This window comes from Paenibacillus ihumii, from assembly GCF_001403875.1.
In the GTDB taxonomy this organism is placed as follows: Bacteria; Bacillota; Bacilli; order Paenibacillales; family Paenibacillaceae; genus Fontibacillus; species Fontibacillus ihumii.
On sequence record NZ_LN884299.1, the window covers coordinates 2830777 to 2851812 of the forward strand.

At 40.6% G+C, this 21036-nt stretch carries 24 protein-coding genes; 4 read left to right on the top strand and 20 right to left on the bottom strand.

From position 1 onward, the window contains the following. Nucleotides 1–111: 111 nt before the first annotated feature. From BN2762_RS19850 to BN2762_RS19870, 5 genes are read right to left on the bottom strand one after another with little or no spacing between them, the layout of a single operon-like run. Nucleotides 112–1173 (bottom strand): TIGR04066 family peptide maturation system protein, encoded by a 1062-nt coding sequence (locus BN2762_RS19850; RefSeq protein WP_055108607.1) that lies wholly within the window; start codon nucleotides 1171–1173, stop codon nucleotides 112–114. Next, nucleotides 1170–2588, bottom strand: a complete 1419-nt coding sequence (locus BN2762_RS19855) for a radical SAM/SPASM domain-containing protein (protein WP_055108608.1) — start codon at nucleotides 2586–2588, stop codon at nucleotides 1170–1172. Before BN2762_RS19855 ends, BN2762_RS19850 begins: the two co-directional genes overlap by 4 nt. Continuing rightward, complete coding sequence (locus BN2762_RS19860) at nucleotides 2563–4329, bottom strand: ABC transporter ATP-binding protein (protein WP_055108609.1); 1767 nt, start codon at nucleotides 4327–4329, stop codon at nucleotides 2563–2565. The genes BN2762_RS19855 and BN2762_RS19860 overlap by 26 nt, the downstream gene beginning before the upstream one ends. A 53-nt stretch (nucleotides 4330–4382) precedes the next feature. Next, nucleotides 4383–5180: a hypothetical protein gene (locus BN2762_RS19865; protein WP_055108610.1), complete on the bottom strand. Its 798-nt coding sequence runs from the start codon at nucleotides 5178–5180 to the stop codon at nucleotides 4383–4385. Then, entirely contained in the window at nucleotides 5177–6097 is a 921-nt protein-coding gene (locus tag BN2762_RS19870; protein WP_055108611.1) for an ABC transporter ATP-binding protein, read from the bottom strand. The genes BN2762_RS19865 and BN2762_RS19870 overlap by 4 nt, the downstream gene beginning before the upstream one ends. Before the next feature lie 227 nt (nucleotides 6098–6324). On the opposite strand from BN2762_RS19870, the gene BN2762_RS19875 reads away from it, so the two are divergent. Together BN2762_RS19875 and BN2762_RS19880 are read left to right on the top strand one after the other, a co-directional pair. Then, entirely contained in the window at nucleotides 6325–7062 is a 738-nt protein-coding gene (locus BN2762_RS19875; RefSeq protein ID WP_055108612.1) for a LytR/AlgR family response regulator transcription factor, read from the top strand. Continuing rightward, the gene (locus BN2762_RS19880) at nucleotides 7055–8353 is read left to right on the top strand and encodes a sensor histidine kinase (protein ID WP_055108613.1); all 1299 of its coding nucleotides are present in this window, start codon (nucleotides 7055–7057) and stop codon (nucleotides 8351–8353) included. Before BN2762_RS19875 ends, BN2762_RS19880 begins: the two co-directional genes overlap by 8 nt. Before the next feature lie 290 nt (nucleotides 8354–8643). Here BN2762_RS19880 and BN2762_RS19885 read toward each other — a convergent pair whose 3' ends face one another. The 8 genes from BN2762_RS19885 to BN2762_RS19915 form a co-directional block, all read right to left on the bottom strand. Further along, nucleotides 8644–9039, bottom strand: coding sequence for a GNAT family N-acetyltransferase (locus BN2762_RS19885; protein ID WP_316246815.1), 396 nt, complete (start codon nucleotides 9037–9039; stop codon nucleotides 8644–8646). A gap of 271 nt (nucleotides 9040–9310) precedes the next feature. Then, complete coding sequence (locus tag BN2762_RS19890; protein WP_055108614.1) at nucleotides 9311–10036, bottom strand: hypothetical protein; 726 nt, start codon at nucleotides 10034–10036, stop codon at nucleotides 9311–9313. After that, on the bottom strand, nucleotides 10033–10743 hold the full coding sequence (locus BN2762_RS19895) for a fluoroquinolone export ABC transporter permease subunit (protein ID WP_055108615.1): 711 nt from the start codon (nucleotides 10741–10743) through the stop codon (nucleotides 10033–10035). The genes BN2762_RS19890 and BN2762_RS19895 overlap by 4 nt, the downstream gene beginning before the upstream one ends. A gap of 1 nt (nucleotide 10744) precedes the next feature. Continuing rightward, a complete protein-coding gene (locus tag BN2762_RS19900; protein ID WP_055108616.1) occupies nucleotides 10745–11599 on the bottom strand; it encodes an ABC transporter ATP-binding protein in 855 nt (284 codons plus the stop codon). A 49-nt stretch (nucleotides 11600–11648) separates the two neighbouring features. Continuing rightward, the gene (locus BN2762_RS19905) at nucleotides 11649–12263 is read right to left on the bottom strand and encodes a TetR/AcrR family transcriptional regulator (protein ID WP_055108617.1); all 615 of its coding nucleotides are present in this window, start codon (nucleotides 12261–12263) and stop codon (nucleotides 11649–11651) included. 125 nt (nucleotides 12264–12388) lie between these two features. Then, nucleotides 12389–12604: a hypothetical protein gene (locus tag BN2762_RS28215; protein ID WP_316246816.1), complete on the bottom strand. Its 216-nt coding sequence runs from the start codon at nucleotides 12602–12604 to the stop codon at nucleotides 12389–12391. Continuing rightward, nucleotides 12579–12929: a histidine phosphatase family protein gene (locus BN2762_RS28220; protein WP_316246817.1), complete on the bottom strand. Its 351-nt coding sequence runs from the start codon at nucleotides 12927–12929 to the stop codon at nucleotides 12579–12581. The genes BN2762_RS28215 and BN2762_RS28220 overlap by 26 nt, the downstream gene beginning before the upstream one ends. Before the next feature lie 33 nt (nucleotides 12930–12962). Continuing rightward, nucleotides 12963–14165 carry a macrolide family glycosyltransferase gene (locus BN2762_RS19915; protein WP_055108618.1) on the bottom strand — a complete coding sequence of 401 codons (1203 nt, stop codon included), beginning with the start codon at nucleotides 14163–14165 and terminating at the stop codon, nucleotides 12963–12965. Between the two features lie 140 nt (nucleotides 14166–14305). Here BN2762_RS19915 and BN2762_RS27860 point away from each other — a divergent pair, with 140 nt between their 5' ends. Continuing rightward, a complete protein-coding gene (locus BN2762_RS27860; protein WP_222861101.1) occupies nucleotides 14306–14578 on the top strand; it encodes a hypothetical protein in 273 nt (90 codons plus the stop codon). A gap of 66 nt (nucleotides 14579–14644) precedes the next feature. Here the strand turns inward: BN2762_RS27860 and lspA are convergent, their stop codons facing one another. Genes lspA through BN2762_RS19945 form a run of 6 tightly spaced genes read right to left on the bottom strand, consistent with a single transcriptional unit; the run spans nucleotide 14645 to nucleotide 19227 of the window. Then, nucleotides 14645–15118 carry a signal peptidase II gene (gene lspA, locus BN2762_RS19920; protein WP_055108619.1) on the bottom strand — a complete coding sequence of 158 codons (474 nt, stop codon included), beginning with the start codon at nucleotides 15116–15118 and terminating at the stop codon, nucleotides 14645–14647. A 28-nt stretch (nucleotides 15119–15146) separates the two neighbouring features. After that, complete coding sequence (locus tag BN2762_RS19925) at nucleotides 15147–16214, bottom strand: sensor histidine kinase (protein ID WP_055108620.1); 1068 nt, start codon at nucleotides 16212–16214, stop codon at nucleotides 15147–15149. Next, a complete protein-coding gene (locus tag BN2762_RS19930) occupies nucleotides 16211–16909 on the bottom strand; it encodes a response regulator transcription factor (protein ID WP_055108621.1) in 699 nt (232 codons plus the stop codon). The genes BN2762_RS19925 and BN2762_RS19930 overlap by 4 nt, the downstream gene beginning before the upstream one ends. Nucleotides 16910–16925: 16 nt before the next feature. Further along, a complete protein-coding gene (locus BN2762_RS19935; RefSeq protein WP_055108622.1) occupies nucleotides 16926–17699 on the bottom strand; it encodes an ABC transporter permease in 774 nt (257 codons plus the stop codon). A gap of 14 nt (nucleotides 17700–17713) precedes the next feature. Next, the gene (locus BN2762_RS19940; RefSeq protein WP_055108623.1) at nucleotides 17714–18490 is read right to left on the bottom strand and encodes an ABC transporter permease; all 777 of its coding nucleotides are present in this window, start codon (nucleotides 18488–18490) and stop codon (nucleotides 17714–17716) included. After that, on the bottom strand, nucleotides 18487–19227 hold the full coding sequence (locus tag BN2762_RS19945) for an ABC transporter ATP-binding protein (protein ID WP_055108624.1): 741 nt from the start codon (nucleotides 19225–19227) through the stop codon (nucleotides 18487–18489). Before BN2762_RS19945 ends, BN2762_RS19940 begins: the two co-directional genes overlap by 4 nt. A gap of 721 nt (nucleotides 19228–19948) precedes the next feature. On the opposite strand from BN2762_RS19945, the gene ytxJ reads away from it, so the two are divergent. Continuing rightward, a complete protein-coding gene (gene ytxJ / locus BN2762_RS19950; RefSeq protein WP_055108625.1) occupies nucleotides 19949–20287 on the top strand; it encodes a bacillithiol system redox-active protein YtxJ in 339 nt (112 codons plus the stop codon). Nucleotides 20288–20547: 260 nt separating this feature from the next. Here the strand turns inward: ytxJ and BN2762_RS19955 are convergent, their stop codons facing one another. After that, nucleotides 20548–21018, bottom strand: a complete 471-nt coding sequence (locus BN2762_RS19955) for an SRPBCC family protein (RefSeq protein WP_055108626.1) — start codon at nucleotides 21016–21018, stop codon at nucleotides 20548–20550. Nucleotides 21019–21036 lie beyond the last annotated feature (18 nt).

Here is a 21036-nt window from a genome sequence, read left to right on the forward strand (position 1 = left end):
ACCAAGAAGATTGGTTGTATCATTAAATTCGGTTTCTATATACATGGAAATTATATTCTTGACAACTCCATGTACTTCTATTTTTGTACGGATCATATCCCTCACCTTCCTTTAAACTATGGCAACGTTATTTTGAAGCTCTAGAATAATCATTTCAAAGACCTTTTGCGAACTCCAAGAATCTGAAATGCTGAAGGTATTCATGTTTTCCAGTGGTCTGATGATATTTTCAATTAAATATGAATGGTCTACCGAAAAATAATTTAATTTTTTAGTTTCAAAATCGTAATCGCATACTTTTTTAGATATGTGAAAATAATTCACTTCTGCACCAAAACGATAATAACAAGTGGATTGAATTTCTTTAAGTTGCTGCTCTGTATAGTTTCCGCTATATAAACTCAAGATAGATAAATCTGGTATAACAGCATTACTAATTAAAAACGGAATATAACCATAGCCATTAGGAACACTATGGCTATACTTTAAAATACCTCCAGGAACACCTAAGATAATTACATCGGGATTCTCCTTAATCTCAATTTTCTTTATAAAAGAGTTTATCTTCTGAACATGCTGGGAGAAAGTTAGCCCGGAGTTATCAAAACTTGAGGGAAGAGTATAGTACCCCAGTAATTGAGAGATAGGATTACTAGAGATAAGAGTGGCACGGTATCCTTTATGGTGAAAAAAATCACATAATTCGAGTTGAAGATCCCATTTTTCGCAATTTTCTCCGAGTCCTAAGATCATGATAACGGGAACATCTATACTTGCTATTCCGGTTTGTGGGGTTATGTCAGCTATTTCAGTTCTTAAACATATCCCTTGCCCCATAAATAATTTCCTAATAACTGGCTCTAACTCAAAGACATAAATAATTTGTTTACCATGTTTTTCTGCAAGGACCGTTATTCGATGATATAAAGAATAATTAATATTAAAAATGGGCAAGCACAGTAAAAAGGCGTCAATTGAATGAATTAAATTTTCAGAATAAAATTTTTCTTCGGAACAAATGTACCCTAAAAATGATTCGTCTGATTCACTGAATGTTTCCCAACCATCAGGAATAATGGCATACACCAATTCATAATCTCGAATTTTGTTTTTATGCCTCATTATCGGCATCAATTCCTCAAAGAACGGATAAATCGCCAGCTTCTGTCTCATGGTATCAACTCCTCTTTATTAAATTGATACTTAAATTCTCTCAACATTGTGTAATTTTTTAAATTTTCCAGTGCCGTAGCTCTTACTCTATTACATTTACTAAGTTTATAGCTCTGTGAGTAACGCTCATTCTTACCATTATCCGTTGAGGCAGGACATAATGAACAACAATGAAATGCCCAACAGTCTTTACAATGCTCTTCAGTAACTGATCCAACATTAAGAATTTCTCGAACTTTATCTATTTCAAAGCCCTGCTCTACGTTCCCCATTCTCATAAAAGTTGAATTTTCATTTATACGCTCACAAGGAAAGAAATCACCATTCACATCAACAAATAGTTTTTTTAATCCAGGGATACAAGTTCCACTTGGGTGGGCTACTGATGAGGTATCTTTTATGGGAGTAAAAAACTCTTTGAAACTAAAAATCGTTTCTATATCAGTTTTATGATATGAAATAGGTTCGATTTTTAATTTTCCAAGAAGAATTAAATATGCTTTAAGCGTCTCATAATTTCTTTCCGCGAAATAGTCTTCTTCGTAACCAAAGCTCGAATCTGTATAGTTTAAAGACAATGTATTGAAACTGACTTTCGAAGGATCAACTATGTCTTGATTACTCCTGAAAAAATCAAATATTTGACGATAATTGCTCCCCGGACTAATTACAGCATTAAACTTTAACCTTTCATATAGCTGCGGATACTTCTCTTTAATTCGCTTAATGTTTTGATACAATACATCATAAGAACCACGTCCACTAGCATAAGAACGATTTTTATCGTGTATTTCTTTTGGTCCATCCAAGCTAACCATGATTGTTAAATTGTAATTACATGCTGCCTTGGCAAACTCATCGTCTAATAGTGTTGCGTTCGTAGTCATACCAAAAGATATATCTTTTCCATTGACTCGATTTAAAGTATACTCCATGGTTGAAATCACCAAATCTTTAGCGATTAAAGGTTCTCCCCCATAGAAAGCAACATGTAAATGATCAACATCTTTAGAATGAGTAATCAGGAAATCTATACCTTTTTTTATAGTTTCCCATTTTATATTTTTAGCTAAATGTGTTCGATTTTCGTAAATGCCATTATTAGAGTAAGGGCAATATGAGCATCGCAAATTACAATTTTGGGACATTTGAAATGTAATCGAGTTAACGCAACGCTTCAATTGATACTCTAGAAATTCTGTAGCCGGATGCTGCACTTTTACTATTTGTGAATCTAACAGCATTCCTTGTTCCTGGTATTTTTTCAGAATAGCAATATCCTCAGGCTCATTACTTCCAGAGTTCACTCTACATAAAGATTCGTACTGTTGTTGTGACGTTCTATATACACTATTTCGATTCATATCATATACATAAAAAAGATTAGGTCTAGTCTGAAAAGGCATAAATGGCATGATCTTGTACCTCCTCGTTTTGCGTACTCATGATAATATCTCTGAAGCCCTCCACAGATTCATATAACTCATCAAAAGTACCAACTCCCATAACTCTACCTTTGCCTAAATAGATGATTCTATCTAACTTTTTCAATACTTCGGGCCTGTGAGTTATTATAATAGTAAAAATATAACGATCAGAAGATACAATTTCCTCATTGAAGATTTGTTCCGAATAATAGTCATAATTGGAGGTAGCTTCATCTAGAATCAATGCTTTTGTATTTTTTCGGGCTAATGTACGTGCCAGAGCAATCTTTTGTTTTTGTCCCCCTGACAACTTTGCACCATTATAACCAATTTGAGTTTCAAATTTTTCCGGTAGTTCTTGAATAAACGAATATGCCCCTGACCTTTTACAGCCGTCAACAATTTCCTCCATAGTGAGTTCTTCCGATATGTTGATATTACTTTTAATAGTATCGTTGAATAAATAATTGTCCTGAGCCATTAAACTCCACATAGAACGATAAGATTCAAATGTATAAGATCTTATATCGTTATCATTTATCTTAATAGAACCTTCCGTCGGCTCATAAAAACGTAGAAGCAAATTTATTATTGACGTTTTCCCGCTTCCATTAAATCCAATAACAGCAATTTTTTCACCTTTATTTATAGTAAAATTGACCTGATCTAGCGCTTTTTCCTTGTCATAAACTAAAGAAACATTTTCAAATTTAATCTGTTTAATATCCATTGAATCTGGAAGTACTACAGAACCCGGATTATCCGTTTCCGTATCCGTACTAAGAAATCTCAAAAAACGTTCAAAAGCAGGTTTAACAATTGATAGCCGTGTAATAAGGTATGAAACAATACCAATTGGCTCAAAAACTAAAGAAGAATAGGAAACAAAAGAAACTAGACTTCCAATCGTCATTTCATTCTTTTGAATCAGCAAAGACCCAAATAAATAAAGAAAGCATGTAAACAAAATAGATAGTGTAGAACCCGACACATTGTCAATGTATCCATAGAACATTAATCGAGACTTTGCTTTCATACTGTTTTCTAATATATCATTCAGTTTGGATAGCTTTTTATTAATAATTCCCCATAGCTTTATTTCGACGACGCCGCTAATCCCATCTCCGAGCCAAGCGGAAAATTTAGACTGCACCTTCATAATAACTTTATAAATCGATTCCTGTTTTTTAAATAAAAGACTGCTAATTAAAATTTTAATAGGTATTGTCGCCAGCATAAATAATGTTAATTTCCAATTGATAAGAAAAAGAGCGACTAATCCAGCTATGATTTTAAATAAATTAACGAAAGAAGAAAGAAATTGTGTATCTGTTAAGGACGAAATATTAGCAATGTCTTGAAAAAGTTCTGATATCACTTCCGAGAAATTTCGATCTTTGAAATACTTTGTTCGCACCAGTAAGACATGTTTACATGCTCGATAGTTTAGGTCTAGGGGAATCTTTAAACTAAGAATTCTATAATAATAAAACTGGATTACTCCAAATAGCTGCTGTGCCAAAAAAATTATGAATATCAAACTAACATAAAGAACAGTTTGTGAAAAATTAGCACCCATAATTCCAATATCGATGAGTTGCTTTGTCAACCATGGAGTTAAAAAGCTGCCAGTCGAAGTAATCATCATAATAACGCTTATTATGATTATATTTTTTCGATAAGGCGCAAATAATTCTTTTATTTTCAAGCTAACCCCATTATGTTTCATTACACATAACTCCCGACTGTAATATCTTTACTCAAATTTAACAAGCTTTCTAATTATGTATGAATATCACTCCTCCCAAAAGAAATTATAGTAACAATCAAACAGATAGTAATAATTAATATAGGAATTAGCGCCATACGAATGTACTCACTTAGATCAGATAACCCGATAAGCTGTGAATCTATAACATACCCCCCAGAAAATTTCAAAATCTGAGTCATTAATGTATTTTTAGAGATCGTTTGTAAAAATGCAGACGAAGAATCTTTAAGATAACCACTTAGCATGAAGTCTCCAAAAACAATAACAAAAGTGACAACGACCGCTGAAGCCGTTCTTTTGATGAGCATACCAGCCATCATGACAATGGCAGCATAAGCAGCCAAGTATAAGATATTGAAGCTGAGTGCCGATATTGTGATAATCATATCTTCGCGCAGATTGTTATTTCCAATGTGAGATCCCGTAATAAGAGCTGCAGCCATATAAAAAATATAGAAAAGCCCAAAAAACTGAAATATCCACCAGAGAATTACTTTAATTTCCGAAATATATTTCCCAATAAAATACGAGGATCTGCTTCGGCCAGATGAAATAATGTTTTTTAAAGTACCATATTCAAATCCTTCTGTTGCAAAAAAACAAGCATGTACAGGAATAATAAAGTATAAAAAAAGCGAGAATGAAACTGCTGACCTTAAGGGTTGAAAAGGATTTCTAACATCAAACCCAACCTTCGTTCCTATCCAAGTAAGTAACACGATAGCCGCAATCAAAAAAATGAAGCTGATTCCTCTAAAAGTTGAATCCTTTTTTAAATAATAAGCTTGCCCTTTTAGGAAGTCTCTCACGATTTGCTCCCCCTTATTAGAGCCAAATAGTAGTTTTCAAGATTAGGAGTAGACAAATTAATTCCTTGGATTTGGATTCCCTTTTGCAAAAGGACAGACATTAATTTTTCCATATCTACATTCTTTTTAGAGATTTGAATTTCTCCAACCTCAGAAATCGTAATAAATTCGATTTGCAGTTCATCTTTTAATATTTGCGCCGTTTCTTCAAGATTGGTCGTTCGAATACATATCTGTTTTTCTGCGGATTTTAACAATTCATCAGCAGATATTTCCTTAATCATTCTTCCTTTATGAATAAACCCGAATTTCGTTGCCAGCAATTGCAACTCACTTAAAATATGACTGGAGATCAGGATGGATACCCTCTTCTCTTTTGCCAAATTCTCTAAAATTTTTCGAACTTCCATAATTCCAGAAGGATCAAGCCCATTAATCGGCTCATCTAAAACCAGAAATTTCGGTTTATTAAGGAGGGCAACAGCAAGCCCCAATCGCTGCCGCATACCAAGCGAATAATCTAATATTTTCTTATTTCCTACATTCGACAAATTTACAGCCTGTAATACATCAGGAATCCGTTTTGGATCATTAATGCCATAAATATGGCAATAAAACGTCAAATTTTCCTCCGCATTTAAATTCGGATAAAGAGCCGGCATTTCAATCAGAAATCCGATCTGCCGCCTAACTAAATGAAGTTCTCTTTTATTACTTTTTCCAAACAGGGATAATTCACCGCTCGTTGGATGAACCAGGCCACCAATAATTCTCATAAGGGTCGTCTTCCCCGCTCCATTTTCACCAATAACTCCATAAATATCTCCGGCTCTAACTGTCATGTTGATATCTTGGAGTGCAAATGCTGCTCCATATTGCTTAGTTAATCCTTTTGCTTCGAAAACCGTAATGTTCAATCAGAACACTCCTCTTTCTATTCCTGCTATATCCAACAAAACTTGATTATGGTTTGAAGACAACGTAATATTAGCATTCGTATATAGATTTAGCGCACAAAATGTTTATATTAAGGCTAATTATGTAATTTCTAATCTTATTCCCCTTCATTTGTTGGGTTAATCATATAGATTTTTTTCCAAAAACGTATACTAACATTATAATATTCATCGAAAGGAATGATTTTGTGATTCATATCGTTGTTTGCGATGATGACATACGAGTAGTGGAACAAGTTGAAAGACTGATTCTAGATCTTCAGAATAGTATCTCTAATAAAATAGAGGTCACTACCTTTTATTCGGGGGCTAGATTCTCAAAAGCCATTCAGAATGGCTGCCCATTTGACATTATATTTATGGACATTGAAATGGAAGGTATAGATGGCATTAAAGCAGGACATTTGTTAAGGGCAGACGAGGATAATGATTGGGTTCAGCTCATTTATATTTCTGGTCATGAACAATATCATGTACAGCTATTTGACGTTCAACCATCCGGGTTTATCAAGAAACCCATTCAACCCGAATTATTTAAACACAAATTACTTTCCACCGTAAAAAAAGCAATCCGTAGGCGACAATTAGGAACAAGAAGTTTTCTCCCGGTTCAACAAAAAGGAAGGGAAGTCTTAGTTCCCTTTAGGGATATCATATATTTGGAAAGCAGGGTCAGAAAGGTAAAACTACACACCCGAATGGATCAGATTGAATACTATAGCACCTTAAATGAAGAGGAGAGCAAACTCCCATCTAGTAACTTCATCAGAATACATCAATCATATATCGTGAATTTTTACTTTATTCGAGAGATAAGCTATAAAAATGTGAGCCTCGTTACTGGCCTAGAACTTCCAATTAGCGGGAAGTACAGCGCCTCCGTTAAAAAAAACTATTTGAAATTTAGGGGGAGTCTAATTGAATGATAATATTTTTATGGAAGAACTGTTTTATATAGTGACCTTCGCGTTTTTATTGCCTATCATTCATTATTTTTATAGCCGTTTTTTTGTCTGTCGCTTCGATAATAAATTTAAACTTGCTTTACTTTATTCTCTGTATTTTGGATGCCACGTCGCCCTATACTATAGCTCCTGGCCTGGCTCTGTTCTACTCGTCATTAATACAGCACTCATTGTATTTTTATCACTTCTTTATAAGGGAAATCTTAAATGGAGAATATGTGCTGCACTGTTTATTATGGTTCTTATATTTCTTAGCGATGCCGTCATGCAGCCTGTCTACTCTACAAGCGGTTATATTGTGACGCTCTTTCTGTCCAAACTACTCTTGTTTATGCTGGTCTACATATCTACGCGAATTTCTCATGCATTCGGTGAGGGGAATTTTTCAAGATGGTACTGGTTTATCCTATTTTGTTGTCCGTTTATTAGTATTTTGGGGATTGTCCTACTATCGGCCAACCAGATCTTTCGAACTTCCCCTATTCTTATGCCTGTAGCATCATTTGGGTTACTTATGATTAATTTCCTCATTTTTGTATTATCTGATCGGGTTCTATATATCCAATCCACCCAGAGTAAGAATCAGTTGCTTGAACAACAAAATACTTACTATATAAACCAATATCATTTAATCAAAGAAAAACACGAAGAATCATCTAAATTTCAACATGATATCAAGAACATTCTTCTTGGGCTGCGGGGGCAACTACAATCAGGTGAAGATGATAAAAGCATTAATGAGATAAACAAATTACTTGGCAATGTCGAAAATCTGTCAGGAATCTGCAACACTGGGAACTTGATTATTGACTCTATAATCAGTTACAAGGCACAAACCGTGAAAAGGTACGACATTCCCTTTATCATTGACTTGAATATCCCCTCAAGGCTAGAACTAGACACAACTGTTATCAGCGTCATTCTAGGGAATGGGTTAGACAATTCAATTGAAGCATGTAAAGAAAAGACCAATATAGGCCGCTACATTAAACTTCAGATGCATTATTTAAATAAAAGTTTATTCATGAGAATTCAAAACCCGTATGTTCATGAAATTCGTACTAATATTTATGGGGAATTCCTCTCTACGAAGTCTGGTGCCCAATCGCGTCCTGGTATAGGACTGAAGAGTATAAAAAAGATCGTTGAAGACAATCGAGGGCTGGTAGATATAACCTATCGTAACAGTCTTTTTCAGGTGGAAATTGTTCTTTTTAATGTGGCATGCACTGATTTAAGGTTGAGCCACTAATTTCGCGGATTGATAACCATAGGGAACCCGCTTCGCTCTCAACGATCCAAGGAGCGAAGCGCCTCTACAGGAATACAGCGTTATCGGATTTACTGACCTCTTTGAAATACTAACTAAACTGACTTTAGAATTGTCATTTTCCGATCTACTGTTGACGTGAAGATCTCTTGCTTAATGTCTTTCCGTAATACTTCCTTTATTCTATCTCTTCCAATCTCATCAAACCGCTCTTGAACTCGCTGTACATGCTCTTCATCAGATTTAATATGCCGATGCCTTCTTGCTTTAACTTACAAACTATCTTTAATTTCCTCATATTCATTCTTTAATATTCCCATAATAATTGTATCTGCATAACTTCCATTGATATAATGCCTTTTTCTTAACCGCCCTTCTTCTTTAAATCCGCATTTCAAATAGCATCGGTATGCTCTTTCATTGAAATCATGTAACTCAAGTTGTATTCTATTTAAATTCATTTGATTAAACACAAATTCTTGTAAAATTTTTACCGCCTCAGTCCCATACCCTTTACTTAGGTGACAAGCAGTCCCTAATACAATCCCTAATTCGGTTGTTCTATTCTTCCAATTAATGTTGAACAAATCGATTTGCCCAATATACTCCTCAGTTTCCTTGTGGGCAATTACAAATCCTTTATGATTATCATTTCGATCCTCTAGCATTGAATTTAAAAATTGTTCTGTATAGCATGCTCTGTATGAGGATAAAGAAATATATCCGACAGATTTTTTACAATTTCGGAGTCGTTCACCCAGTTCCTCATATATTTGAGGTCATTCCTCTGATATTCTCTTAAAATAATTCGATTCCCAATCAGTCGTGGCATAATATCACGTCCTTTATCAAATGATTGCATTGGTTTCATATAGCATTCTTTATATTCAAGAATCGAGAGACTTAAGGGCAAGTACCGTGTTCAGGAGCCCGCAAGGATTAATCGTTTCTTTGCTTATAACAGCGATAGAGCCAGACCGCCAGCAGGGAATAAATCGCAAAAGCAGCCAAATAAATAAAGAACGCTCCGTTCCAAGCTTCCATTCCGGCCCAATAGGCTTTGGCTATCCAGAAGGTGGGCAGCACCGAAGCCAGCCAGGACCATGGTTCGGGGGCTAAATAGATAGCCAAGGGGGCGGCCATTGTTATTCCAACTCCTTTGGACAATGCCATTCCCTCCACCTTGTTCGCTGCAAAAGCCAGCAGAAGCAGAGCGACGACCGGAGCCTGCAAGGCAAGCAGCAGGGTTAACGGAAGAAGAGCGGCCACGGGAACGCGTACCAGATCGGTAAAGTATACGAAGAAGACCGTGTAAGCAGCGGACAGCAGCACGGGGGAACTCAGCCGGTACAGCAAATACCCCGATTTGGTCAGCGGCGTCACGGCGAAATAAGCAATCAGATTCTCGTCCCTCTCATCCAGCATCAGAAATCCGGCGATCACTCCCAGCATTAGCGGAATAAGCAGGAGAGCTTCAATCAGAATCAGGTCATAGTAAACCGTCAGGTCAAAGGCCAAGGTCAGGTGCAGCCACTCGGCCAATATTCTTATTCCATAACGGATGGCGGCTGCGAGAATAAGCGGGCCAAAGACAGCCAGAACCAGCATGGGATCGCGGCCAATATTTTTCGCGTCTGCGGCAGACAGTGAAACATATTTATTCATTGGCCTCTTCCCCCTATCTTCAAGACGATATGGTTGATGAAGGAACGTTTAGCCCATAGATAAGCCAAGCTAATCCCAATCACGAGTACCGTAAGCCCATACAGCATCTCCCACATAGTCAGTGAATGAAACGGGGAAGCCAGCAGCAACAAAGTCCCTTGAGTAGGCAGTAAGTAATAGAAGGGGGACTCATAGATCTCCAAGTATCCTAGGACAGGAACATAGTAGATGATCGAGTATAGCGGGGAGGCGAGAAAAAAACCGTTCAACGTCTCATAGCGGACAGCTAGGCCCAATCCGATCAAGGTGAAGAAAGCCGAAGTCAGAAATATTCCCGCTATAAACAGCAAGCTGAAGCCTTCCCACCCGAAAGCTGATAAATGAATGGCCGCTGCACTTAATGTAGATAACATGGCTAGAGATAATGTCTTGGCCGCCATATATTCTCTGACCTGCAGAGGAGTCACGAACAGATTATCGTAGATGCTCTGTCCTTTCTCCAGCAGCACGATCCCGCCGATAAAAAAAAAGCCAAGGGCGCTTGGATCGGAGAATACGATGAGAACGGAGACATAGGCTCTGGCACCTGACGGGGCGAGGGACAGCAGCAGACAGTACATAACGGTGATGAGCATATAAGCCAAATAAAAACCTTGCCGAATCTGAAAATGGATATCATGTCCCCAGGCGGTGAGCATTCTTCGCATATTAATCCAGCTTCCTTCCTGTTACATCGATAAAGATGCGCTCCAAGGTCGATTCCTGGCTGTGCATCGTCTCGACGGGCTTCTCCCGTATAATATCCAGAAACCGGTCATTATGCCCGAGTCTATCGAGAGAGAATTCCTCTGTTCTGCGACCTTGGCCTTCCTTGTATTCCACAACAAGCTTCTTCGTGCCCCGTCTTATCTTGAGCTCCCGGGGAGAATCGATGAGCGAAACCTGTCCGTCGACAATAAAAGCTACCCGATCACAAAGCTCCTCAGCCGCATTCATATTATGTGTCGTCAGTAGAACGGTTTTGCCTTCCGCCTTTTGCTCCAGTATCAGATCCTTTACCAGCTTCGCGTTAACCGGGTCCAGTCCGGAGGTCGGCTCATCCAGAAATAGCAGATCCGGCCGGTTCAGCAGAGCCCGGCATAGATTCAACCTCATCTTCATTCCTTTGGAGAAGCCGGACACTTTCTCGCGGGCGTGCTCCTCCAGGCCTACTCTGGCCAGCAGTACCCCAGGCTCCTCCGTTTTACACGAATACAGAGAACGGAAGAAGTTCAAATTCTCCAAAGCGGTAAACCTGGAATAAAAATTAGGGAATTCAAAGGCCACCCCAATCCGTTCGAAATAGTCCGTTTTCGCGCGGCTCAGCTCCCGGCCCATCACTTGAACGCTCCCTCCATACTGCTTCAATACTCCGATCAGCACCTTCTGAATGGTGCTTTTGCCCGCCCCCGAAGGGCCGAGAAATCCGAGGATTTCTCCTCGGGAAATATTAAAATCAATCCCTTTAATCGTCTGGGCCCGGGCTCCCGGGTAGGTGTACGTCAACCGGTTAACCTCTATCAAGAATCTTTCCCTCCCCTAATCGTTGTTGGCTTCCTGTCTGTGGCCGCTTTCAGTGACCACCAGCTTCGGCGGTCAGCCCTTGGGCTATTAGTTGAATGAGCAATTCCATAGTCTCGTCGAATACCTCTTCCCCGATCAACTGTTTCTGCAGAGTCAACAGAATAAGCGAGCGAATCAAGCTAACGATAACTTCCGGACGTTGAGAAGTCAGCCATCCCTCCTTCTGCCAGCGGCGGACAAAAGGCATAGCAACGTCCGCATCCTTATCAAAATGGGCGGCGAGCTTCTCGGGGGGAAGCTTCCGTACCAATTGCTCCATTACATCTTCCTCATATAACTGGCGAAAAAACGGATTCTCCCCCATCACTGTCAGTGATTTCCGCAGGAAGCGGACCAGCGCTTCCTTGTCCATCCTTCCGGATCCCTCCGTCTCTTCCAAGAGCTGCTGGCGAACCCTTTCCTCTTCCAGCTCCAACAGCTCGAAGTACAGCTCCTCCTTGGACGGAAAGAACAAATAAAAGGTCCCCTGCGCAATTCCCGCTGCCTTGGTCAACTGCTCGATGCTGGTTTTCTTTAGCCCGTACAAGCCGAAGCATTGCTTCGCTGCCTCCACTAGCCGCTCGCGAATCCTCTCCTTCTCGTGATCACTGAACTTTCTGGCCATAAAATGCTGTCCCTCCGAACTATGATTGTATGAATAATTTTATTTTATATTCATAAATGATGATAGACAATTCTTTCCTTACTGTCAATATCGCTTTTGTTCTCGAATTTGGATCCGCCGTCTAATCACTTCCAAATGCGATTTAAACTAGGGGTCACTTCCTCAACAGCTTTGACGAGTTCATATACATCTGGGTTGGTTAAGCTGCTCCATTCATCGAATCCGTAGCTATTATCATAATGTTTTAATATCAATGACAACAGATTTCCATGAGTAACTACTGCAATATTCCTCTCTGGCCGCTCGAATAAGTCTTCAATGACAGAAATTCCGCGCATCATGGCTTCTCGCGAGGATTCTATACTTCCTATTCATATTGTCAAATGATTCTCTAAGTTTCTCTATCCAATCATCCAACTGCTCTGAGGACAAAACTCTCTCACTTAACCGGCTATCGGTATGTATTATCAAATTTTGTTTCTGGGCAAATGGACGAATACTTGAGACCGCTCTCTCATATGGACTTGAAACAATATAATCCATCGGTCTCTTAGTTAGAAAATCAGATAGCTGATCTGCCTGCATCTGTCCTTCGGTCGTTAACGGAGCACCAGCTTCTTGCCCGGCAGCCTTACAATGCCTGATGATATATATATGCTTCTTCATAACAGATCCCCCCTCCCATTCAATGCCAGCCCCTTAGATTCGATGCTGCCTTTTAAATTCCATAATCTCATTAACAGCTTGATCATACCCGCCTGATTTTCTAAAAGATGCCCCGATATTTGCAGCTGCAGTCTGGAAGGCTGATCGGCTCAGCACACGATCTGCAGCTTCACGGAGTTGCTTTGCAGTCAGGCTTTGCATTTGTAAAATAACTCCTGCTCCAATATGGACAACCTGCTGAGCGATAACCGGTTGATCCGCGCTTTGTGGGATCACAATTAGCGGAACCCCGCAATATAGTCCTTCATGGGTACTGTTCATTCCACCATGTGTAATAAATAATTTGGTGTGTTGCAGCACATCCATTTGTGGAACATAGTTTTCTACGATAAAATTCCGAGGCACTTTCCCTAAATCTGAAATTTGGATTTTATCCCCGATAGCCATAACAATAGTATAGTCCGTGTTTCCAAATGCCTCAAAACAAAGCTTATAAAAATCTATTACTTGGTTAAAGACAGTGCCCAGTGAAATGTAAATGGACTCCTTCCCTTTGATTTCATCCAAGTCGAAGCTTGCTTGAGCTGATCGTACAGAGAGGGCTGGCCCTACAAATTTATAAGTTTGGTCAAATGCTTCTCCATCAGGCTGGAGCTCCTTTGTTGTATAAACAATGGTCAGCGGGGCGGGATTACAAAACACTTCATAAGGAGAACCGATCTCCACCTCATATTTTTCCTCCAATCCGGCCTTCAAGCTTTGAAATCTATCGCTTATAGGCTTGACTGTTTCTGCAGGAGCTTGTATAAAAGATTGCTCCAGCATTTTATCGAATAAGGCTTTAGTCTGGGCAAAAGAAGTGCAGGAGCTGATTGCCGGAAGCTTAAGAATTTGAGCAAGTATACGCCCGCAACCAAACATGGAATCATGAATGATGTAGTCAAAATGCTCTCCTTTGATCTGTTCAAGAACACTCGGTATGACGATATCCGCCGTAAGCAAAAGGCCGTTGATTCTTTCGAGCATATAGCTTCTTCCGCCTGAGATAAAAGCTTGTATAAATTGTTGATCATCAAATGTGCATACGGAAGCTCCCGTCTTTTCAATGCGTTCCCGAAAGGCTTCTATACAAAAGTAAACAACCTCTTCTCCACGTGCAATAAGCTCCTGCACAACTCCAATCGTTGGATTGATATGTCCCTCTGATCCACCATTTATAAACAAAACACGCGCCATTTCCACCACTCCTTAGGCATACTGTTTCTATATTGATCAAGAGTAAGATCTAATGGGCCGTACCACCGCCTGGATCAAATCATGCATCATTTTGTTTATTTATAGGTTTTTCCACCAAATCCCCGCACATTCTGGTACTGTTGACCATTGATTATCAATCATCTTCTGTACTAACTCTTCTCCAAAGAAAAACTCGGAATGCCTCTATCTTTGAAATCGCCAGCTTTGCTTCGCACAAGAAAAAAATAACTGAACGCAAACCAGTTGGTGACCTTATCCTTGCTACTAATCACTATGTAAGCAATGAAATGCAAGAATTCGATGACTATCATTTTTGGCATTCGGAAATGCGTTATAGTGAATATAAGGATATGCGTATTGAAAATCCGGAACAATTTTGGATAGTAATGTAGTGCTGCGAAAGATGGCGATTGTTCCGGAAAAACAAATAGCGAGTACACCAATATTAGCTTAGCTTTTCATCCAATTTTTCTTAGTTTTATATCCTTGTGACGCGCCTCTCTCCAAGATTGAAGCAGCACAATCATGACACCAATGCATAAGAAGGAATCAGCTACATTAAATACTGGGAAGTTGAAAAAATGAATGTTGATCATATCCACAACTTCCCCTTTAAAAACTCGATCGATATAATTGCCCAATGCTCCGCCTAATATAAGAGCCAAACCATAGGGCAATATCGTCTTCTCGCGGTGTGCATAAGGTAAATAGAGCACAATTCCAATCAGGACAACGGTCGTTGCAATAATAAAAAATGTGGTCTGCCCTTGCAGAATACCAAAAGCGGCTCCTCTGTTTCGGATAGATGCAAGTCCAAGAACTCCAGGTATTAAGGGGATTTCTTGTCCGATTTTCATGTAAATCGACACAAGCCATTTGGACGCATGGTCTGCAATCATTACGCACAAGGCTATAAGGTAGTAACGAAACATACTAGCAACTCCTTCCCTGTTCTGGATACTATTTAATAATCGGCAAAGTCAAATAAAACTCAGTACCGATCCCCTGTTTGCTCTGCACTCCAATACGACCGCCATGCTTTTCTACAATTTGCTTGCATATTGCAAGGCCAAGCCCCGCTCCTCCAAATGCACGGGAACGCGACTTTTCTCCTCGGTAAAAGCGTTCGAATAAGTAAGGGAGATCATCTTCAGAGATACCGATTCCGCTATCTTTAATCATAATTCGAATCCTGTCTCCTTCGTCCCGTGCCGAAATAGTCAGTTCAGCGGGACGACCGCCATATTTTTTGGCATTTTCGATTATATTTTCAAATACCTGTGCCATGCGATCATGATCGACTTGAATGAGTCTGGAGGGAAAGGGCCGCTCGACAGTTAACTCAACACTCGGGTTTTCATGAAATTCCAATTCAAATGGGGCTGCCATCGCTTCAAGGAACTCGCGACTGTCTGATTCCCGCAGCTCCATCGCCAATTGTCCAGATTCCAGCTGCGAGAATTGAAACAAATCTTCAATCAAGCGGTCAAGCTGATCCGTTTTGTTTTTAATGACTGCAAGATATCGGGCGACCTTCTGCTCATCTCGAGCTATGCCATCCTGCAAACCTTCGACATATCCGCGAATAGATGTAATCGGTGTTCGCAAGTCGTGGGAAATATTCGCCACCAGCTCATTGCGAGCCTGCTCGTAAGCAGCTTGCTGATCCAGCGATTCCTTTAGCCTTGCTCTCATGACATCGAAGGCCGAAATAAAATTGCCCATCTCGTCATTGTACCGGCTGCGAATTTCGACATCGAGGTTGCCATTCATAATTTGTTCCGAAGCATCATTCAGCTCCTTCAACGGCAGAAGGATACGCCTTGTAATGAATCGTGCCAATAGGTAAGCACATAACACAAACGCAACTACCAGAAAACCAAGCACGAACATAAATTTAATGCCAGTTGCCCCATTAATTGAGTTTCCATGATTTTCTCGAACCCCGGATATGCTCATCAAAACAACCGGAATGAAAATGATCCCGGTAAGCGATGCTATTAACTTGAAACGAATGCCGAGCTTCATCGCGGATCACCGTCGAGCTTATAGCCGACTCCCCACACCGTTTTGATCAGCGTTGGATTTGCAGGATCGACCTCGATTTTTTCCCGGATTTTCTTAATATGAACGGTTACAGTGTTTAAATCCCCATGCTCGTCGAAGCCCCATACATACCGGAAAATTTGTTCACGAGTCAATACCTGATTCGGGTGAAGGGCTAAATAACGCAGCACTTCAAATTCCCTGGCCGAGAGCGGGACAGGTTGATTTCTAACCGTAACTTCATAAGCTTTAACATTGAGCGCCAGCTCTTGATAGCGTATAATTTCAGACGTCTCCGCAAGAGACGAAAGCTGATTTGCCCGACGGAGCTGTGCTTTGACCCGTGCGATCATCTCGCCCGGACTAAATGGTTTAACGACATAATCATCCGCGCCAATCCCTAGCCCGACAATTTTATCTACATCGCTTTTCTTGGCGCTAAGCATGATGATTGGGATTGCTGACTGTGATCGGATTATGCGACATACTTCTATCCCGTCAAGCTTCGGAAGCATAATGTCCAAAATCATCAATTGCGGCCTAAATTCACTAAACAGCTGTATTGCCTCTTGTCCGTCACTGGCGACGATAACCTCGAAACGTTCTTCCTCCAAATAGTCTTTTAACAATTCTGCGATTTCTTCCTCATCTTCCACGATTAATATTTTGTCAAACAACGTGGGCTCACCCCATTTACGTCAAAATATCTTTCTTCCTTATCATCATAACACTACCTGTATATGAGACACCAAGATAGGTGAGAATGACGGTCAAGCCGCCCAGCAAATCCTGCGCTGCCGGGTCGTGCAAAGGAAGAAGTGGAAAGGCTCTTAGCTGATACCCGATAAACAAATCCTCGAGCTGCGAAATGCCCTCGACCAACGGAGAAAGTACAATAAGCACAAGAGCCGTTCCGATGGAAGCGCCTGGATTCGCCGTTACTAAGGCCACAAATATTACGACCATGCCTAACGCCAGATTAGGCGGTACAGATAGAAGAATCATATGCACTAAAAGCTGAATCCCTTCGCTAAATGGATAGACGACTTCACCAACAGCAGTTCGATCCCCCCACCCAAAGGCCACCGTCCCGACAACATAGGAAGAAAAAACTGAAAATATAGGCAGAACCATCATAACAGTAAACATAAACACGATTTTGGCGTGAAGCAGATCCAATCTGCTTATCGGGCAAAGAAGTGCTTTCTTGAGCGTACCGCTTCGATATTCCTCTGCAATGGAATCGGCGGCCAGAATTGCAACAAAAATAGCGATAAACAATGGGCTGTTATGAAGGACAAGCAGTGGAAATGATTGACCGTTGGGTCCAGTATCAGTAAAGCCGGATGCATCCCACTCATATTGAAAAACTGCCGATATTTCCACCGCAATTAGAATAAGCATGAACAGATACAGCTTTTTCTGCCTAAACACTTTAAATAGTTCGAAATGGATTAGCTTACTCAAGCGAGGTCCCACCTTTAAAGAATAAAGTCTTTTTTCTTGATCATGATTGCGCTAATGAAATAAGAAACGATGAGGTATCCGGCAAGCACCACGACGTTTTGTAATATGGCTGCTATGTTTGCCTGATGAATAGATTCATGAAAAAAGTACATTTGATTTACAATGGAATACGGCTTGAGCGTATCAACAATATTCAAATATTGCGCAGCTGTTAAAATGCCGATTGACAACCCAATCGCCGCACTTATACTCGCAGCAGACAGGGCAACGATGATTACAATCATTCCACAAGCCATATACGGCAGCAGCATGGAAAAGGCCAAGCGAAGCGTCAGCCATACGCCTTCTGACTGTGAATACAACGTACCAGCATAGAGGGTCTGTTCTTCCCAACCAAAGGCCAGCGTTCCGATCACATATTCCGCTGCGATAGAACAAGCAAGCAGTACTACCAAGAATGCGAATAAGGAGACAATCTTGGCGCAAAGCCATTCGATTCGCCGGACTGGGCACAGCAATGACAATTTTAACGTGCCGTTGTTCACTTCACTTGTGATCATGTCAGCAACATAGATTGGAATAAAGACGATCATAAATTGAGCCATGCTATTAAGAAGTGTTAACGGAAGAGACTGGCCATTCGGCACCACGATCACCGACTTCCACTCTCCGCCCGCGTTATAGAAATAGACCGTTAACCATGCATGTACGGCCAGAATCGCCATAAAAATATAAAGCTTTTTTAATCTGACCATTTTGTAGAGCTCGTTTTGGATCAGCCTGAGCATCATAGCCGGCCATCTCCTTCCGTAATGTCGAAAAAGAATTGCTCCAGCGTCCGAGTTTCCTTCCCTGAAGCAAGCAATTGCTTTACCTCCCCTTCTGCAATCAGCTTCCCTTTTCGGATCACACCTGCCTTGTTGCATATTTGTTCAACATCATGAAGCAGATGACTCGAAATCAGAAAAGAGATGCCCTGCTCCGCAGCAAGCTGCACGATCAGCTCCTTGATCTCCTTCATACCTTGCGGATCCAGTCCGTTCGTAGGCTCGTCCAGAATAACTAGCTTCGGCTGATTCAGCAGTGCGCCAGCAATGCCAAGCCGCTGCTTCATGCCAAGCGAAAAGGAAGCGACTTTATCTTTCGCACGTTCGGATAGCCCGGCGATCTCCAGCACTTCATCTACTCGCTTCCGTGTTACTCTCGGATACAGATTCGCCATTAACTTAAGATTGTCATAGGCAGAAAGATAACTGTAAAAAGCCGGATTCTCGACGATGGCGCCGACAAGCGAAATTGCGGATTTGAACTGTGATTTTAGATGAAACCCACCTATCCGTACTTCGCCGGCATCGGGATGAATGAGACCGGTAATCATGCGGATTGTCGTCGTTTTACCCGAACCGTTTGTGCCAAGAAACCCGTATATATCTCCTTCTGCTATACGAAGATTCAGACGATCCACTGCCACCCTCGAGCCAAAGGTTTTCGTAAGCCCTTGTACTTCCAGCAGTGCTTGGTTTCCCATAAGCTTTCTCCTCCAATATTTTGTAGATAGCCTTACTCCTTTCATCGTAAACATTGAAAATAAACAGCTGCCGTTATAAAAATTAACATTTCATATTGAAATTATTAAAATTCGATAAAGCGATAAAGAAGGCTCTTGAATACAACGATCAGTCTGAGCTAGACTTCCAATCGTCATTTCATTCTTTTGAATCAGCAAAGACCCATATAAATAAAGAAAGCATGTAAACAAAATAGATAGTGTAGAACCCGACACATTGTCAATGTATCCATAGAACATTAATCGAGACTTTGCTTTCATACCGTTTTCTAATATATCATTTCAGTTTGGATAGCTTTTTATTAATAATCCCCCATAGCTTTATTTCGACGACGCCGCTAATTCCATCCCCGAGCCAGGCGAAAAATTTAGACTGCACCTTCATGAGCCTTCTTCTAAGTTAAAAAAGCATCATTCATTCTAATCGCTACCTTTAGGTCTTTGTGGTTTCGTCTAACGTCTTAGCTATAAACTTGGTGAATACTTCCATAATACGGGTATCTTCCTCTCTAGTAAATGCACCCGATTACAGCCCCTGCACTAATGAAGAAGTTAATAATCGCCTAAATACACAGCATGAAACTTATATCCAACTTGACTACGGACAGGATCATGTTAAAATTCAATCATTCGATGGATTTAACATGACATAATATAAAACTAACGAGGAGAGTAGACCTGTATGAACTGGAGAGAAATTACGACACTTGAAGAGTGGGATGAAATCATGACTAAATCAACAGAGCGCGGACAGGTTATTTTAAAACATAGCACGACATGTCCTGTTAGCTCCAATGCGCTTCATGAATATGAACAATATTTACAAGACACGCCTAATTCAGAATTGGATTATACACTAGTGAAAGTCATCGAATCCCGTCCGGTGTCGAACAAGATTGCCGAGGATCTGAATGTCAAACATGAATCGCCGCAAATTATTTTTATCAAGGATAAAGCCAAATACTGGACCACCTCCCACTGGTCGGTTACCAAAGCGCATATGACAGCAGTTTTGGACTAGTTCGAGTTGGCAGGTTCCCAAATCAGCTCGGTTGGGAGCTCCTTCTCTATTTCAACACCCAAGTGAAAATGAACCATAATAAGAAAGCCCGATTCCTTAAACGGAACGGGCTTTTTCTGTTTAGTTTGAACTGTACATTTAAAATTTTAATGTAAAATAGGCAGGGTTCGATTATTGCAATCCAGCCCCGCCTTCTTACATCCCGTTGAATACATTTAGTTGAATAAGGTACCTCAGAGCAATCGGACAGCAGCCTAGTCTCAGACAGACATCCTCTGCAATTGTGCTTCGAGGCGGTCAAGATTTTGTTCGTTGGCTGGGAGTGCGACTTTCTTGACGGCGTTGAATACGGCAGCGTTTTCGAAGCGCTGGCGCCAAGTCAGCCTGGTTTTTCCGCCAAGCTCCTCAAAGGTTGCCGTGAGCTGATAATAGGGTGAGCAAAGATGCCGCAGCACAATCCGTTCAGGCCCAATTTCCACAAATTCGCTCTTATTGGGATAATCGGCTCCGTTCGGTCCGTGCATCACGAACTCCCATATTCCTCCCGGCCGTAAATCAAATTCATGAAAAGTGTTTGTAAACCCGCTGGGACCCCACCACTGTGCCAAATGCTCGGGTTTTGTCCAGGCTTTGTAAACGAGAGCAGGGGATGCATTTAAAACCCTTGTAGTGACCAATTCGTATTCTTCCGCTCCGTTGATTTCGTTGTTAGCTGCAAGGTTTTCCGTCATGCCTGTTCCTCCTCTGTA

Coding starts and splice junctions, on each gene's coding strand:
- BN2762_RS19850 (WP_055108607.1), bottom strand. CDS start 1,173: ATGAGACAGAAGCTGGCGATTTATCCGTTCTTTGAGGAATTGATGCCG.
- BN2762_RS19855 (WP_055108608.1), bottom strand. CDS start 2,588: ATGCCATTTATGCCTTTTCAGACTAGACCTAATCTTTTTTATGTATAT.
- BN2762_RS19860 (WP_055108609.1), bottom strand. CDS start 4,329: ATGAAACATAATGGGGTTAGCTTGAAAATAAAAGAATTATTTGCGCCT.
- BN2762_RS19885 (WP_316246815.1), bottom strand. CDS start 9,039: ATGCTAGAGGATCGAAATGATAATCATAAAGGATTTGTAATTGCCCAC.
- BN2762_RS19890 (WP_055108614.1), bottom strand. CDS start 10,036: ATGAATAAATATGTTTCACTGTCTGCCGCAGACGCGAAAAATATTGGC.
- BN2762_RS19895 (WP_055108615.1), bottom strand. CDS start 10,743: ATGCGAAGAATGCTCACCGCCTGGGGACATGATATCCATTTTCAGATT.
- BN2762_RS19905 (WP_055108617.1), bottom strand. CDS start 12,263: ATGGCCAGAAAGTTCAGTGATCACGAGAAGGAGAGGATTCGCGAGCGG.
- BN2762_RS28215 (WP_316246816.1), bottom strand. CDS start 12,604: ATGATGCGCGGAATTTCTGTCATTGAAGACTTATTCGAGCGGCCAGAG.
- BN2762_RS28220 (WP_316246817.1), bottom strand. CDS start 12,929: ATGAAGAAGCATATATATATCATCAGGCATTGTAAGGCTGCCGGGCAA.
- BN2762_RS19915 (WP_055108618.1), bottom strand. CDS start 14,165: ATGGCGCGTGTTTTGTTTATAAATGGTGGATCAGAGGGACATATCAAT.
- lspA (WP_055108619.1), bottom strand. CDS start 15,118: ATGTTTCGTTACTACCTTATAGCCTTGTGCGTAATGATTGCAGACCAT.
- BN2762_RS19925 (WP_055108620.1), bottom strand. CDS start 16,214: ATGAAGCTCGGCATTCGTTTCAAGTTAATAGCATCGCTTACCGGGATC.
- BN2762_RS19940 (WP_055108623.1), bottom strand. CDS start 18,490: ATGATGCTCAGGCTGATCCAAAACGAGCTCTACAAAATGGTCAGATTA.
- BN2762_RS19945 (WP_055108624.1), bottom strand. CDS start 19,227: ATGGGAAACCAAGCACTGCTGGAAGTACAAGGGCTTACGAAAACCTTT.
- ytxJ (WP_055108625.1), top strand. CDS start 19,949: ATGAACTGGAGAGAAATTACGACACTTGAAGAGTGGGATGAAATCATG.
- BN2762_RS19955 (WP_055108626.1), bottom strand. CDS start 21,018: ATGACGGAAAACCTTGCAGCTAACAACGAAATCAACGGAGCGGAAGAA.